Genomic DNA, 14,504 nt, shown 5'->3' with positions numbered 1-14,504 from the left:
TTAAATAAAGTTGAGTGTTCTGGGGAAAAGCGGATTAGGCTTCGCCTCCTTTTTCGGATTGCAATGTCTTGGCTTGGTCCTGCCAGTTGTCGCGCTCGATGCGACCCTTGAAGGAAAGCAATTCATCGAAGGCCGCGATGTTCTCGGGCGTCCAATCGATGATTTGCTGGTAAGTGTAAACCCCAAAGCCGTGCAATTTAGCTTCCAAAGCGGGGCCCACACCGGAGATTTTCTTGAGGTCGTCGCTTTCGGCGGGCGCTTCGTCATAGACGAGACCCAGCTTTTCCTTGTCCACCTCGGCAGCAGCGGGGGCTGCTTCTTCCGCAGCGGGCTGCTGGGGAGCGGCCTTCTTGGCGGCGCGGCGGGGCTTAGGCGCGACTTCTTCTTCCTCGCTCTCGGCGAGGGTGATGTAGATGTGGCTGGTGCGCTTGCGAATCGCGGCAGCAGAACCACGGGCGCGGGGCTTGAAGCGGCGGGAGGTGGGCCCGTCTGTGACGTGGGCTTCCTTCACCACCATGGTCTCAGCGACCATTTCGTGATTGTTTTCGGCATTGGCGACGGCGCTTTTGAGGGTCTTTCCAATGAGGAAAGCAGCCTTCTTGGGCGTGTAGGCCAAGGTGTCGAGAGCGTCGGAGACAGGGAGACCCTGAATTTCCCGAGCCACGTCCCGGGCCTTCTTGGCCGAGATTCTCGCATATTTATGTATCGCGCGGACTTCCATGATTCTTCTTCCTTAATTGCTGCGTTTAAATGAGACCCGGTCGCCTCTGCGCACGGGATTCTCTTCGTTTTCTAAATTTGTAATTACCAGGGCACTGACATCTTCGCGGGTATCGGCGATGAGGGCATCGGCCACTTTCACCTCGTTGCGAAAGACCTCGAAGGCCATTCCGGTCACTGCGTCTTCCTTATTTCCCACATTGACTACGACGATTCCCGATTCGCTATCGACGCTGACCACGGCCGCTTGCTGGAGATTGCCCAGCTGACGATCTTGCCGGGGAGCTTCCCGCAAGCCAATGGCGGTATCGAGGTCGCGCAAACGGGTTTCCACTTCGAGGCGGGCTTCCGGATCGGCGGCGATGGCGGTGGCGAGGTAGTTCTGCACACTGGAGGAAAGAGAGAGCGCGGTGGCCTCCATCTCCCTCAACTTGCGGGACATCACTTCCAGATCGGCGACTGCCTTCACCAGGCGCTCTTCTCCCCCGTCGAGGAGGCCGGATCCCATGGCTTCAAGGCGGAGCTTGATATCCTTGAGTTTGGCCTCGCTCTCATCCGCCCGGCGATTGGCGGCCACCAGACTTTCGTTCAGGTTGGCGTTCTCGCGGCGAAGGCGGAGGAGCTCGCTTCGCAAATCTCCGCTCTGCGCACCCGCACCCAGCGCCGACCCGAAGAGGGCGGCGGCGAGAAAGGATGAACGAGCGAGAGTAATCATTGCTGAAAGCGGTTGGAGACGAGTCAGTGCGGAGTCAGTTCTTACTTCTTCCCGACCCCACCGTGGGCCTTGAAGTTCTTGGAGGGGGCGAATTCCCCCAACTTGTGACCCACCATGTTTTCGGTGACGAGAACGGGCAGGAAGGTTTTTCCATTGTGGACCGAGAAGGTGAGGCCGACGAAGTCGGGTGTGATCATGGAGCGACGGCTCCAGGTCTTGATCGGCTTCTTGTCGTTTTTCTCAACCGCAGCATCGATTTTGGCGAGCAGCTTTTGGTCAACGAAGGGTCCTTTTTTCAGTGAACGTGGCATAGTAAACAGGTATTCGGGTGGTTGCGGGGATTAGCGCTTCTTCTTGCGGCTTTCCACGATGAAGGTGTTGGAAGGCTTCTTCTTCTTGCGAGTCTTTTGACCCTTGGTGTGACCCCAGGGAGACTTCAAGTGCTGACGACCACCACCGGACTTGGACTTACCCTCACCACCACCGTTGGGGTGGTCGACGGGGTTCATGCACATCCCGCGGACGGTGGGGCGAACGCCCTGCCAGCGGCTGCGGCCCGCTTTCCCGGACACTTCGTTCATGTGGTCGCGGTTGCCGACTTGGCCAATGGTGCAGTAGCAGTTGGCATTGAAGCGGCGGATCTCGCCGGAAGGCATGCGCACAAGGGCGGAATCCCCTTCCCGGTTGGAAAGAATCGCTTGCTGGCCAGCGGAGCGGGCCACTTTGCCACCGCCACCGGGCTGAAGCTCGATGTTGTGAACAGCGGTTCCAAGGGGCACTTTGCTCAGGGGCATAGCGTTGCCGGGCTTGGGCGCGGCGTTTTCACCAGCTTCCACCTTGGCACCGTCGGTCAAACCCACGGGGGCCAGAATGTAGGCTTTTTCACCGTCGCTATATTCCAGGAGAGCGATGCGGCAGGTGCGGTTGGGATCATACTCGATGCCCACCACGGTCGCAGCGATGTCGCGCTTGGAGCGCTTGAAGTCGATCACGCGATACTTGCGCTTATGACCTCCACCGATGTGACGGCAGGTGATGCGACCCTGATTGTTGCGGCCGCCCGACTTCTTGAGAGGACGGGTCAGGCTTTTTTCCGGAGTGGACTTGGTCACCTCCGCAAAATCGGGGTGTTCCTTATACCGGTTGGTCGGAGTGATGGGCTTGAATGTTTTCAGAGACATCTCGATACGGGTTGAAAATTGATTAGGTAGTTAGGCGGGTGCGAGGTTCCTCACACCAGGTCGAGGGAATCCCCTTCCTTCAGGCGGACGAAGGCTTTCTTCCAACGCGCGGTGCGGCCTTGGTCGGCGCGGCGCTTGCGCTTGATTTTGCCTTCGTAGTTGCAGGTGCGGACGTCTTCCACTTTGACAGCGAACATCTTTTCGACCGCTTTCTTGATCTCGATCTTGTTGGCGGCGCGAGCCACTTTGAAGACGTATTCGTTGTTGGTCTCCTGCAGGAGAGCGGACTTTTCCGACATCTGGATGGTGTCGATGACTTGGTAAATGTCTTTCATTTTCCGGGTAGTTCTACTGCGGGGTTAGGCGGTGCGGGCGGCGAGGGTCTCGAAAGCGTCTTCCACGATGACGACGCCCTGATACTTGAGAAGTTGCTCAATGTTCACATTGGCAGCCGTCTCGAGCTGGGCCCAAGCGACGTTGCGGCCGGCGAGGTAAGTCTTTTCTTCGAAGGACTTGGCGACGATGAGAACGGTGTTCGCGCTGCTTGCTTCGCTCACCGCCTGGATGAAGTCCTTGGTCTTGCCACTGGCGATGGAAAAGCTGTCGACGGTGACGACCTTGCCCTCGGCAATGGCGTCATTGAGCACGCGGCGGAGGGCGAGCTTGCGCACCTTGCGGGGCACGGTCTTCGCATAGCTGCGGGGACGGGGCCCGAAGACCACTCCCCCACCCACGAAGATGGGAGCTTTGCTCGTGCCGTGACGGGCGTTACCAGTTCCTTTCTGACGGAACATCTTCTTGTTGTTCCCGGACACTTCGCCCCGGGTCTTGGCACATGCGGTTCCGCTGCGGCGGTTGGCCTGGTAGGCGACCACGAGGTCGTGCACGGCCTGGCTGCCCCGACCCTCTTCTTCCAAGGTCAGGTTTGCGGCTTTCGCCTCTTCAATACTCAATGTCTTAGCCATCTTCGTTCCTTTCTAAATTCTTTCTACTTGCGCTTACTTCTTCAGCGCGGGGCGGATCACGACGTAGCTGCCCTTGGGTCCGGGCACGGCGCCGGAGATGAGGACCACGTTGTCTTCGGGGCGGCTCTGCACCACTTTCAAGTTCTGGGTTGTGCGACGGTAGTTACCGTGGCGACCGGGCATCTTCTGGCCTTTCCAAATACGAGCGGGCCAAGAACCGGCACCAACCGCACCCGTCCGACGGTGCATCATGTGACCGTGCGCGGCGGGCTGACCACCAAAGTTGTAACGACGCATGACACCTTGGAAACCTTTGCCCTTGGTGGTGCCGATGATGTCGACCCAGGCACCAGCTTCGAAGAGCGCTGCACCAGGGTGCCCGTCTTCGGTGTTGGGAAGCTCTTCCCCTTCTTCAAAGCGGAATTCCACCAACTTCTTCTTGGGAGAAACGCCGTTCTTTTCCAAGTGACCCTTCGCGGCCGCGGTGAGGCGGTGCTCCTTCTGGTCGTCGTAGCCCACCTGGATGGCGGAGTAGCCGTCCTTCTCAGGAGTGCGGGTCTGCACAAACTCGTTTCCTGCGACATCGACCACGGTGACCGCGATCATGGATCCGGCCTCTTTGTCAAAGACGCGGGTCATGCCCAATTTTTTACCAATAAGTCCTAAAGCCATTGTTCTAAGGTGGGTCAGATTTGAATGGTGATGTCCACACCAGCGGGAAGGTTCAACTTCTTGAGTTCATCAACCGTGCGAGCGGTCGGGTCTACGATATCGAGGAGGCGACGATGAGTCCGAATCTCGAACTGGTCAGCCGACTTCTTGTTTACGTGGACAGAAGAGTTCACGGAAAACTTCTCAATCCGGGTTGGAAGAGGAATCGGGCCGGCGATGCGAGCGCCTGTGCGCTTCGCAGTCTCCACGATTTCGTCGGACGAGCGGTCGATCGCACGGTGGTCGAAGGCCCGGAGTCGGATGCGGATTTTCTGGTTCATCAGTTTATTGAAAAATGATCGGTTCGTTCAGGTTCAGGCGGCGGGACGTCGGCCCGTCAGGATGTCCACCAGTTTGTCGGGGACGGGTTCAAAGCTGCTGGGCTCCATGGTGAAGGAAGCCCGGCCGGAGGAAAGGGTGCGGAGATCGGTCATGTAACCAAACATCTCGGAGAGCGGGACCTGGGCCTGCAGAGTGCAGATGGCTCCCTTGGTCTCCATGCTGCCCAGTTGGGCGCGGCGGCGATTGAGGTCGCCCATGACATCGCCCTGGTAGTCGGGCGGGGTGCTCACTTCGACATCCATCACTGGCTCCAACAAAATGGAGTCCGCCTTTTGGAAGGCATCACGAATGGCGAAGATGGCGGCCATGCGGAAGGCGTTGTCGTTGGAGTCAACCTCGTGGAAGGTGCCGTCTTTGACATTCACGTGGACATCGACGACAGGATAACCGGCGACGATGCCAGTCGTCATCGCTTCCCGCAGTCCGCGCTCGATGGCTCCAAAGAACTCTTTGGGGATGGCCCCACCCCGGACGGTATTCTCGATGGTGTTGCCCGCTCCTTTTTCGTTGCGGCTCACTTCGAGGATGACGTGACCATATTGGCCCGTGCCCCCGGTTTGCTTTTCGAGCTTGCCTTCTCCCTGCGCATTCTTGGAGATGGTTTCGCGGTAGGAAATCTGGGGCTTGCCAACGCGGGCATCCACTTTGGACTCGCGCAGGAGCCGGTCGATGATGACCTCCAAGTGGAGTTCTCCCATTCCGGAAATGATGGTTTGGCCGGTCTCTTCGTTGGTAGACACCACGAAAGTCGGGTCCTCATCAGCGAGACGGGCGAGAGCAATGCTCATCTTGTCGGAATCGGCAGTGGAGCGGGGCTCGACCGCCATCCCGATGACGGGCTCGGGGAAAACGGGAGGCTCGAGAGCCACCTTGAAAGAAGGATCGGAAAGGGTGTCGCCGGTGGCCGCATTCTTGAGGCCGACCACTCCCGCAATATCTCCGGAATAACAGGTCTCGATGTCTTCGTAGCGATCGGCCTGAATTTGAATAAGACGACCCACACGCTCTTTCTTACCCGTGCGGGGATTGAAAATTTGATCTCCCTTGGAAACAGAGCCGGAATAGACGCGGAAGAAAACGAATTTTCCGAAGTGCTTGTCGTTGGTGATTTTGAAAGCGAGGGCACAGAATTTGGCCGCGTCATCGGTTTCCACGAGGACTTCCTTGCTCTCATCGTCGGGATGCATGCCCTTGGCAGCCGGGATATCCAGCGGGCTGGGCAAGTAGTCGACCACGGCATCGAGGAGAAATTGCACTCCCTTGTTCTTGAAAGCGGAGCCTCCTGCGACCGGCACGATTTCGTTGCCGATGGTGGCTTCCCGCAGGGCCTGCTTGAGCTCGGTAGCGGTGATTTCCTCCTCGAGGAGAAACTTTTCACCCAAGGCATCATTGGCGCCGGCCACAGTCTCGACGAGGTAGTCGTAGGCGGCCTGCCCCATCTCAACCTCATCCCCTTCCAGATCGCGCACCGTGAAGGTGGAACCGTGAAGGTCGTCTTCGGTATAGATGACCGCCTTTTGATTGATGACATCCAGCTGGCCACGTAGGGAATCCTCGCAGCCGAGCGGAATGAGAATGGGCAAAGCATTGGCGCCGAGCTTTTCGCGCACCTCGGTGACAACGGCATCGAAGTCGGCACCCACCCGGTCCATCTTGTTCACGAAGATGATCCGCGGGACCCGGTACTTGTTGGCTTGACGCCAGACAGTCTCGGTTTGGGGTTGCACTCCGGCCACCCCGCAGAAAACAACGATGGCACCATCGAGCACCCGGAGAGAGCGCTCCACCTCGGCGGTGAAGTCCACGTGACCGGGGGTATCGATGATGTTGACCCGCTGTTCTTCGCCTTGGAAAAGCTTGTTGACCCCTTCTTCCGGCTTCTGCACCCAGGCGCAGGTGACAGCCGCCGATTGAATGGTGATTCCACGCTCGCGCTCCTGCTCCATGTAGTCGGTGGTTGCCGAGCCATCATGGACCTCGCCCACCCGGTGGATCATCCCCGTGTAGAAAAGAATCCGCTCCGTCAACGTGGTCTTCCCCGCGTCAATATGAGCCGCGATCCCGATGTTGCGCGTGCGCTGCAACGGGTAAGCTCGGTTTTGACTGTTCGGGTTGGCTGACATGGGAGTCGGTCTTTCTTCTTCGCGAGTGGGCGTCAGGGAGCGGGATTAGAAGCGGAAGTGAGCGAACGCACGGTTGGCCTGGGCCATCTTGTGCACGTCGTCACGCTTGCGGACGGAGCTACCGGTGTTGTTGGCGGCGTCCTTGATTTCGTTGGCCAAGGCAAGGTGCATGGGCGTGCCTTTGCGGCCGCGGGCATAGCCCACAATCCAGCGCATGGCGAGAGCCTCGGAGCGGTCGGCATCCACCTCAAGAGGGACCTGGTAAGTTGCTCCACCCACGCGACGGCTCTTCACCTCAACGCGAGGTTTGGCGTTCTCGATAGCGCGGTTGACGACCTCAAGAGGATCAACAGTGTCGGTGCCGTCATTGGCCTTATCAATGGCAGCGTAGACAATCCGCTCCGCGAGGGAACGCTTGCCTTCCTTCATCACCATACTGATGAATTTGCCGACGAGAGGACTGTCGAACTTGGAGTCGTGGACGGGGTCCTTCTTATACTTGCGTGTTCTGCGAGCCATGGTTCAAAAAATGGTTAAAATTAGTTCTTGGGCTTCTTGGCGCCATACTTGGAGCGGGACTGCATGCGCTTGTCCACGCCGAGGGTATCGAGAGCACCGCGGACGATGTGGTAACGGACACCAGGAAGGTCTTTCACCCGGCCACCGCGGACGAGCACGATGGAGTGCTCCTGAAGGTTGTGACCCTCACCACCGATGTAGGCGATGACTTCGTAGCCATTGGTGAGGCGGACTTTCGCAACTTTACGAAGGGCGGAGTTCGGCTTCTTGGGTGTGCGGGTGTATACCTGCAAACACACGCCACGACGTTGCGGGCAATTCGTCAAGGCGCGTGACTTGGAAGCGACAGTAATCTTCTTACGGCCCTTTCGCACGAGTTGGTTAATGGTCGGCATAATCTCTGCTTCTCAGCTTTTGGTTAAAGTTTTTGAGGATATCACTCTCCCCGCCTCTTCAAAAACCTTGGGCTTATGCGACCAGAAAACGTGCGAGAATCTCACTCGCATCAGCCTTCTTGTCCGGAGCCACCCGATAGGTTTCAAAAAACGCAGCAACTGAAGTCTTTTCGTCCTCCAGCTGCGACTGGCGGGGCGCGGACTATACGAATCGCGACCAACCTGGCAAGACCAAAGTTGAGAAAATGTGAAATAAATTGACTTCCTTCAAAAAGGTTAACCTTTTTCGAGTCGATTTCGCTCAGCTCGGCTCTTCGCCAAGAGGCGTCGCCTGGTAATACTGGAACCACGGAGAGTCTTCGGGCTGTTGTTCCAACCATGCTTTTGCGACCTCGGGTTCAGTTTGCAGCCAGCGCTTGAGAGGCTCCATCACCGGATGATTGCTCACGGCCTGCTGTTGGTAGGGTAGCCGCGCCAGGGCTTTTGTGCCCTCGGCATACTGGTGCTTATGAAGAGCAGAATGCACGTAGCCGGTCGCCAGTTGATAGGTTTCTTGTCCTCCGGGTCCGTTCTCCGCCAACCAGGTCATCGCCTCCCCGGCATTGGCGAAGAGCAAGCGATGGTAGGTTTCTCTCACCGCGTGAGCCTGGAGCTCCGGGGGCAGGGCCTGATAGATATCCGCCGCCGATTGTTCAGGAGATTCCAGCAGGGCATAGTCAAAATAGTCGACCAATCCTTCGGTCAGCAGCGCACTATCGGCGCGATGATCGACCAAGATGCGACCGATTTCTGCCAGGTCACCTCCGGCAGACTCGGTGAGGGCCATCGCGGCCGCCGCAGCCTCCAAGGTCGAGTGCTTGGTAGTCGCCGCCCAACTCATGGCACCCTCCGGATCGGCGGCCAACCAACCCTGCATCACGGTGCGCCCCACCTCTCGAACCCCATTTTTCATCCGCATATTGCGAGTTCTGAGGGCCTCCCCACCCTGCAAGTAGGCAAAACACTCCTCCCCATCCAAGCGGCCCCAACGATTCCAGAGAGCCTTCCAAACGGTGGGCGGAAAGTAGTTGCCCCGGCTCTCCGTCCTCGTGAGAAAATCAACCGCCTCGCGAATTTCCCCCTTCTCCAGGCCGCCGATCAAACCGCACACCACGGCTGCCTGCTCACTCGGTTCATAAAGGAGCATGGCTTTCTCGAAGCGTGCCATTCGTTCGGCGCTCGTCATGTGACGGGCTTCCGCCACTCCCAACACGCCAACCACCGCCGCCTCGCGCTCGGCCTGGGTGACGTGGGCCGGATCACTTTCGCGCCGGGTTGCCGCAGCCCCCTGAAGAGGCCGGTTGGTCTTTGTCGCCCTCATTTTTGTCTTTTCCGGCCTGGCAGAGGTATCCTGGCTCTCGCCACCATTGCTCATACGACCCAAAAGAAAGAAAAGCGGGATCGCGGCGAGAACTCCAATAGGAAAGAGACGATTATTCATGGAAGGCTTTTTGTTGATGGATTGAGAGCAATTTGGAGCGCAAACCAGAGGAAGCCGGCAACTTCCCGGCGACGATGATGAAAGTTTGGGAGCCCAGACCTCCTTCGTCAGAATGAGCCAGCAACCATTGGGCCGCAGCCTCGGGGTCTTGATAAGAAATCCGCTCGGCCAACTTCCCCGCCACGAGGGGCCTCAGCTCCTCCGGGGTGCGCTCGTAGGCCTCCACCAAAGACAATTCGGGTTGCGAGACGCAGAAATCCAGATAGCGGTGGATACTGGCCGCCCGGATTCGCAAATCCCCGGTCGCCTCCAGAATCGCCGCCCCCATTTCCTCCGGATTCTTGAAGTCGCCTTCGGCCACGAAATACGCGGCCACTCCGGTCTCGGCATAGCCTCTCGGAAGACTGTCCACCCACTCTTTCGCCGCCAAGCGGTCCACCTCAATCCAGCCTGCCATCATTTGCTCATAGTCGCCACCGTGCGACATCCCCTGACCGTCCCCCGCCAGCTCGAGACACCGGACCGGGTCCATTCGCCCCCATTGCTTCCAGAGTTCGTTCCAGACTTCTTGATCCCAGGCATTGCCCCGGTCTTGAGCCTGCTTCAACAACCGGGTCATCTCCTCCAACTCGGCAGAATCTGCGGTCTCGATCAACTCGCACAGCACCGTTGCCTGTCGACCGATATCCCCCAGCAAAGCCGACCGCTGAAAAAGGGCCAAACGCTCTTCCCGGCCAACCGTCGAGGACAAGGAGTGCAACACCGCTCGCAAGGGATCATCTTTCGAAGGCGATTCCCGCCTCCTTGTCGCTCCCCGATTGTCGGCAGGAAGAGAGCGAACGACGGGAGCTGGCGTATCAGGCCCCCGCTGCTCTCCTTTTGAAGACCTGCTCCACGTTCCAGCTAGAAAGGAAAAGAGCGCAACCCCCACGAATGTAAAGACCTGACTCCAAAAGGACATGATCCCATAGGATGCGGGCACCCCCAAAAAGACAACATCTTTCTTGTATCAACACAGTAACACAGCCCGCCCCGTTCGCACCCACTGCCGAGTGCCCGCCCCAGCGAAACCAGGGGAAGAAACCCAGCCCCAGAGAACTCACTCTTCCCCCCGCCCCCTTTCGCGCGTAAAGTGTCCCGACTTTGCAAGCCGACCTCACACCTGAACTCCTCTCCCCTGCCGGCAACTGGGACTGCGCCCGCGCGGCCATCGCAGCGGGAGCCGATGCCATTTTTTTCGGGCTCCCCGCCTTCAATGCCCGCCTCCGCGCCGACAACTTTACCGAGGAGGACCTCCCCGAGCTGATGGCCTTTCTCCATAAGCACGGGGTGCAGGGCTTCCTGACGATGAACACCCTCATCTTCACCAATGAGCTCCCGGCGGCCGCGCGACAACTGAAGCTCGCCCAAGAAGCCGGAGTCGATGCCTTCATCATCCAGGACCTCGGCCTCGCCAAGATGGCTCAGGAACTGGCCCCCGATGTCGAGATCCACGCTTCCACCCAAATGACCATCACCGCGCCGGAGGGACTGCGCTTCGTGGAGCGAATTCTCCCCCTGGAGCGCGCGGTCCTCGCCCGCGAGCTTTCCCTCCCGGAGATCGAAAAGTTCAGTCGCGAAGAAAAGCACACTCCTCTGGAGGTCTTTGTCCACGGAGCCCTCTGCGTGGCCTACTCCGGACAATGCCTGACCTCGGAATCCCTCGGCCAACGCTCGGCGAATCGCGGCGAATGCGCGCAAGCCTGCCGCATGCCCTATGAGCTGGTCATTGATGGCGAGGTGCGCGAAATGGGCGAACACCGCTACCTGCTCTCTCCCCAGGACCTCGCCGCCGTCGATCTGGTGCCGCAACTGGTGCAGGCAGGCGTCAAGTCCTTCAAAATCGAAGGTCGCCTGAAATCGCCCGAATACGTCACTGCCGTCACCCGCGTTTATCGCAAGGCACTCGACGAAGCGATGAATCGACCCCAGCGGGAACCCGTCACAGCGCAGGACCGCTATGCCCTCGAGATGACCTTTTCGCGCGGCCTCACCACCGGGTGGCTGGCCGGGACCAACCATCCCTACCTCACCCATGGTCGTTTTGGCAAAAAGCGCGGCCCTCTCCTCGGCACCGTCATCGAAGCCCAGAATAGCTGGATCCGGCTTGATACCCCTCCTGCCGACCAAGTCCCCGTGCTCAAGGCAGGGGATGGTGTGGTCTTCGATGCGGGCGAGAATCGCGACCTTGAGCAAGGGGCCACCATCTTCCGCATCCAGGACGACCGCATCATTTTCCACCGCGAGCTCAGTGGCATCAACTGGGACCGCATCCGCCCCGGGGTCACTCTTTACAAGACCGCCGACCCTGCCTTGGAGCGGGATTTGCGCAAGTTCTGGCAAAAGAGCAAATTGCCCGCTGCCAAATCCGGCCTGCATCTGCTCGTGAGCGGCCAACCCGGGGAAGCTCTTACCGTAACGGGCACCCTCGGCAAACTCACCGTGCAAGCCCGCACCGAGACCCTTCTCCAACTGGCCCAGAAGGGCGGGCTCGACGAAGAGACCCTGCAAGCCAAGCTCGGCCGCCTCGGCAATACCGGCTATGAACTGGCCGCACTGGAGAACCGCTTGCAAGGGGCCTGCCACCTCCCGGTCTCGCAGCTCAATCAGGTGCGACGTGAACTGGTGGCCCAGCTCGATGCCGCCCGCGAGCAGGAGCAAGCCCCCCGCCCGGCTCCCAAGAGCGATCACCAGCCCCTTTTACCACCGGCAACCGAGCCAGCCCCGACGGCCCCGCCCACCCTGACCGTGCTTTGCCGCAGCGAAGCCCAAGTGCAAGCGGCCCTCGCCGCCGGTGTGGAAACCATCTACTGCGACTTCGAGGACCCCCGCCGCTATCGGCAGGCCGTCGCCTTGACCGCCGCCACGTCCTCTCAGATTTTTCTCGCGACTCCCCGCATCATCAAGTCTGGCGAGGTCGGCTACCTCAAGCACATCGCCGGCATGAGGCCCGACGGCGTCTTGCTTCGCAACCTCGCCGCCCTCGATTTTTTCCGCGACAGTCCCTTGCACAAAGTCGGGGATTTTTCCCTCAATGTCGCCAACCCCATCACGGCCCGCCTCCTGAAGGAAGCCGCTCACTTGGAACGCCTCACCATTTCCTACGATCTGAATATCAATCAGGTGCTCGCCCTTTTGGAAAAAACTCCTCCCGCCTGGCTGGAGCTGACCCTGCACCAGCACATGCCGCTCTTTCATATGGAGCACTGCGTCTTTTGCACCTTCATGAGCGAGGGCACCAGCTACAAGGACTGCGGCCGTCCCTGCGAGAAGCACACCGTGCATCTGCGTGACCGGGTGGGCCAGTTGCACCGCCTCGCCGCCGATGTCGGCTGCCGCAACACGCTTTTTAATGGCCGGGCCCAAACCGGAGCCGGCTTCTATGGGCAACTGCGCCGCACTGGCCTCAGCCATTACCGCATCGAACTGCTCGACCAATCGGAAGAGGAAGCCCGCGAACTCATCGACGAATACCAAGCCTTCTTGCGCGGCGAACAATCCTCCGCCCAGCTCCTCGCCACCCTCCCCGCACTCTCCCGCCTCGGCGTCACCGAAGGCACCTTGGTCTGAAGAAAGACGGCTTTTCCCACCAGCAAGGAAGGCCAGTCTTGGCGGGAAAGCGAACTTCTTTCTTGCCTGACCCACCTTCCTAAAATAGTTCTTGAGAACACCTATTCTCAAGAACACCTCATGCTCGCGCTTCACCTTCCCTATCTTGCTCTCCGGGCCGCCACCCGGGACCAGCCGGATTTGTGGCTCAGCCCGCTGGCTTTGGGAGAAGAAGAACGCTCTCCCCGGAGAGCGAAGAATGCCTGCCTCCAGGCCGTCAATCCCACCGCGCGGCGGCAAGGGGTCTGCGCGGGCATGACCACCGCCCGGGCCCTCGCCCGCTGCCGGGACCTCGTCATTCTCGCCCGCCATCCCGAGAACGAGGCCCGCCTGAGTGCCGAACTGCTCGCCGTGGGACAATCCCTTGCCCCCGACCTCGAACAAACCCGGCCGGACACCGTGCTTCTCGCTTGGCAAAAGGACGAACCCGCCGATCTGGGCCCACTCACCGCCTTGCCCCTGCGACAAGCCCTCGGCCCCACCCCCGATCTAGCCCATCTGCGCGTGCTGGCTGGGACGGACTTCTCTCGCGCGCCCCTCGCCCTCTTGCTAGAAAATTTTCTTCCCCCCGGACCCACCCGGCGGGATCTCACCGATACCCTCGCGTCCTGGGGACTGCGCAGCATCGCCGATTTCATGGCCCTGCCCCACGCGGATTTGCCGGAGCGCATTGGTCCCGAGGGAGCCCGCTTGCACGACCTCGCCACTGGTCGCCACCGGCGTCTCCTCACCCTCTACCGCCCACCCCAGGACTATCGCCAGCACCTCGATCTCGATCACCCGCTGGAGACTCTCGACTCCCTTCTCCTGCTCCTGCGGCGCTTTCTCCACACCCTCGCCAGCCGCTGGCAAGCCCACCAACGCGTGCCCGATCAGCTGCTCCTCACCCTGCACTTCGAGGACGGCCAGCAACATTACGCCCCCCTGCGCATTCCCGAGCCCACCACCGACAGCGACTTTCTCCTCCGCTTGCTGGAGACCCATCTGCAGGGAGTCACCGCCCCGGCCCCGGTGGTGGCCTTGACTCTGGATGCCACCGTCACCCGCCCCTCCCGCGCCCAGCACGACCTTTTTCAAAAGTCCCTGCGCGACCCCAACAAATTCGCCCACACCCTCAACCAGCTCTCCGCCCTTCTCGGCCGCGAAGCCCTCGGCGTGCCCCAGGCCCTGGACGATTACCGTGCCGACCGCTTCATCCTCCATCCCCCCGAGACCCTCTTCGCGCGCCGCCCGGCCCCACCGAATCCGGCCCACGGCCACACTTGCTGGGAAAGCGCCCTGCCCTTGCGCCGCCTCCGCCCCCCCCGCCCCGTGCAAGTGCTCTCCACCCCGCAGAAAGCCCCCCGGGCCCTCCTCGACGGGCCCTACCCCGGTCCCCTCCGCGAAGTCGCCGGCCCCTACCCCAACCAAAGCCACTGGTGGCAGAAGGACCTGCTCGTCTTCGTTCACGAATGGGATGTGCAGCTCCACCAGGGTCCGCTGGGCCGCCTCACCCACCATCCTCCCCGGGAATGGAAGCTCGAAGGTTACTACTAGTTTCTCACTCTCCGCAAAATCCTCTTTTTGGGAAAAACTAATTTCTAAAAACTTAAAAACTAAGAAAAACCCTCATAACCAATAACCAATAACCAATAACCAATAACCAATAACCAATAACCAATAACCAATAACCAATAACCAATAACCAATAACCAATAACCAATAA

15 protein-coding genes are annotated in these 14,504 nt (G+C 59.7%); 2 read left to right on the top strand and 13 right to left on the bottom strand.

Annotated elements, in window-relative coordinates:
• Positions 1-34: 34 nt before the first annotated feature.
• From rplV to JIN78_RS11405, 13 genes are all read right to left on the bottom strand, one after another.
• Positions 35-721 carry a 50S ribosomal protein L22 gene (rplV, locus tag JIN78_RS17755; protein WP_200392114.1) on the bottom strand — a complete coding sequence of 229 codons (687 nt, stop codon included), beginning with the start codon at positions 719-721 and terminating at the stop codon, positions 35-37.
• A gap of 12 nt (positions 722-733) precedes the next feature.
• A complete protein-coding gene (locus JIN78_RS11460) occupies positions 734-1,435 on the bottom strand; it encodes a hypothetical protein (RefSeq protein WP_200392113.1) in 702 nt (233 codons plus the stop codon).
• 41 nt (positions 1,436-1,476) lie between these two features.
• Entirely contained in the window at positions 1,477-1,746 is a 270-nt protein-coding gene (gene rpsS, locus JIN78_RS11455) for a 30S ribosomal protein S19 (RefSeq protein WP_200392112.1), read from the bottom strand.
• A gap of 30 nt (positions 1,747-1,776) precedes the next feature.
• The gene (gene rplB, locus JIN78_RS11450) at positions 1,777-2,616 is read right to left on the bottom strand and encodes a 50S ribosomal protein L2 (protein ID WP_200392111.1); all 840 of its coding nucleotides are present in this window, start codon (positions 2,614-2,616) and stop codon (positions 1,777-1,779) included.
• Positions 2,617-2,666: 50 nt separating this feature from the next.
• Positions 2,667-2,951 (bottom strand): 50S ribosomal protein L23, encoded by a 285-nt coding sequence (rplW, locus tag JIN78_RS11445; RefSeq protein WP_200392110.1) that lies wholly within the window; start codon positions 2,949-2,951, stop codon positions 2,667-2,669.
• A gap of 24 nt (positions 2,952-2,975) precedes the next feature.
• The gene (gene rplD, locus JIN78_RS11440; protein WP_200392109.1) at positions 2,976-3,581 is read right to left on the bottom strand and encodes a 50S ribosomal protein L4; all 606 of its coding nucleotides are present in this window, start codon (positions 3,579-3,581) and stop codon (positions 2,976-2,978) included.
• A 33-nt stretch (positions 3,582-3,614) separates the two neighbouring features.
• A complete protein-coding gene (gene rplC, locus JIN78_RS11435) occupies positions 3,615-4,253 on the bottom strand; it encodes a 50S ribosomal protein L3 (RefSeq protein ID WP_200392108.1) in 639 nt (212 codons plus the stop codon).
• Between the two features lie 14 nt (positions 4,254-4,267).
• Positions 4,268-4,576, bottom strand: coding sequence for a 30S ribosomal protein S10 (gene rpsJ / locus JIN78_RS11430; protein ID WP_189567568.1), 309 nt, complete (start codon positions 4,574-4,576; stop codon positions 4,268-4,270).
• A gap of 30 nt (positions 4,577-4,606) precedes the next feature.
• A complete protein-coding gene (gene fusA, locus JIN78_RS11425; protein ID WP_200392107.1) occupies positions 4,607-6,757 on the bottom strand; it encodes an elongation factor G in 2,151 nt (716 codons plus the stop codon).
• A gap of 45 nt (positions 6,758-6,802) precedes the next feature.
• On the bottom strand, positions 6,803-7,276 hold the full coding sequence (gene rpsG, locus JIN78_RS11420; protein ID WP_200392106.1) for a 30S ribosomal protein S7: 474 nt from the start codon (positions 7,274-7,276) through the stop codon (positions 6,803-6,805).
• Positions 7,277-7,296: 20 nt separating this feature from the next.
• Positions 7,297-7,671: a 30S ribosomal protein S12 gene (gene rpsL, locus JIN78_RS11415; protein WP_200392105.1), complete on the bottom strand. Its 375-nt coding sequence runs from the start codon at positions 7,669-7,671 to the stop codon at positions 7,297-7,299.
• Positions 7,672-7,972: 301 nt separating this feature from the next.
• Positions 7,973-9,031 carry a hypothetical protein gene (locus JIN78_RS11410; protein WP_200392104.1) on the bottom strand — a complete coding sequence of 353 codons (1,059 nt, stop codon included), beginning with the start codon at positions 9,029-9,031 and terminating at the stop codon, positions 7,973-7,975.
• 112 nt (positions 9,032-9,143) lie between these two features.
• Positions 9,144-9,914, bottom strand: a complete 771-nt coding sequence (locus JIN78_RS11405; protein WP_200392103.1) for a hypothetical protein — start codon at positions 9,912-9,914, stop codon at positions 9,144-9,146.
• Between the two features lie 380 nt (positions 9,915-10,294).
• On the opposite strand from JIN78_RS11405, the gene JIN78_RS11400 reads away from it, so the two are divergent.
• A complete protein-coding gene (locus tag JIN78_RS11400) occupies positions 10,295-12,760 on the top strand; it encodes a U32 family peptidase (RefSeq protein WP_200392102.1) in 2,466 nt (821 codons plus the stop codon).
• Positions 12,761-12,880: 120 nt separating this feature from the next.
• Positions 12,881-14,335, top strand: a complete 1,455-nt coding sequence (locus JIN78_RS11395; RefSeq protein ID WP_200392101.1) for a Y-family DNA polymerase — start codon at positions 12,881-12,883, stop codon at positions 14,333-14,335.
• Positions 14,336-14,504 lie beyond the last annotated feature (169 nt).

The sequence above is a fragment of the Roseibacillus ishigakijimensis genome, assembly GCF_016595415.1.
GTDB classification, from domain to species: Bacteria; Verrucomicrobiota; Verrucomicrobiia; order Verrucomicrobiales; family Akkermansiaceae; genus Roseibacillus; species Roseibacillus ishigakijimensis.
Note: the sequence above shows the minus strand (reverse complement) of the source record. Positions and strands in the feature narration are given on the sequence as shown.

Excerpts from the sequence above, each read along its gene's own strand:
- rpsS (WP_200392112.1), bottom strand. The coding sequence starts at position 1,746 with ATGCCACGTTCACTGAAAAAAGGACCCTTCGTTGACCAAAAGCTGCTC.
- fusA (WP_200392107.1), bottom strand. The coding sequence starts at position 6,757 with ATGTCAGCCAACCCGAACAGTCAAAACCGAGCTTACCCGTTGCAGCGC.
- JIN78_RS11395 (WP_200392101.1), top strand. The coding sequence starts at position 12,881 with ATGCTCGCGCTTCACCTTCCCTATCTTGCTCTCCGGGCCGCCACCCGG.
- rplD (WP_200392109.1), bottom strand. The coding sequence starts at position 3,581 with ATGGCTAAGACATTGAGTATTGAAGAGGCGAAAGCCGCAAACCTGACC.
- rplC (WP_200392108.1), bottom strand. The coding sequence starts at position 4,253 with ATGGCTTTAGGACTTATTGGTAAAAAATTGGGCATGACCCGCGTCTTT.
- JIN78_RS11460 (WP_200392113.1), bottom strand. The coding sequence starts at position 1,435 with ATGATTACTCTCGCTCGTTCATCCTTTCTCGCCGCCGCCCTCTTCGGG.
- rplV (WP_200392114.1), bottom strand. The coding sequence starts at position 721 with ATGGAAGTCCGCGCGATACATAAATATGCGAGAATCTCGGCCAAGAAG.
- rplW (WP_200392110.1), bottom strand. The coding sequence starts at position 2,951 with ATGAAAGACATTTACCAAGTCATCGACACCATCCAGATGTCGGAAAAG.
- rpsG (WP_200392106.1), bottom strand. The coding sequence starts at position 7,276 with ATGGCTCGCAGAACACGCAAGTATAAGAAGGACCCCGTCCACGACTCC.
- JIN78_RS11410 (WP_200392104.1), bottom strand. The coding sequence starts at position 9,031 with ATGAGGGCGACAAAGACCAACCGGCCTCTTCAGGGGGCTGCGGCAACC.
- rplB (WP_200392111.1), bottom strand. The coding sequence starts at position 2,616 with ATGTCTCTGAAAACATTCAAGCCCATCACTCCGACCAACCGGTATAAG.
- rpsL (WP_200392105.1), bottom strand. The coding sequence starts at position 7,671 with ATGCCGACCATTAACCAACTCGTGCGAAAGGGCCGTAAGAAGATTACT.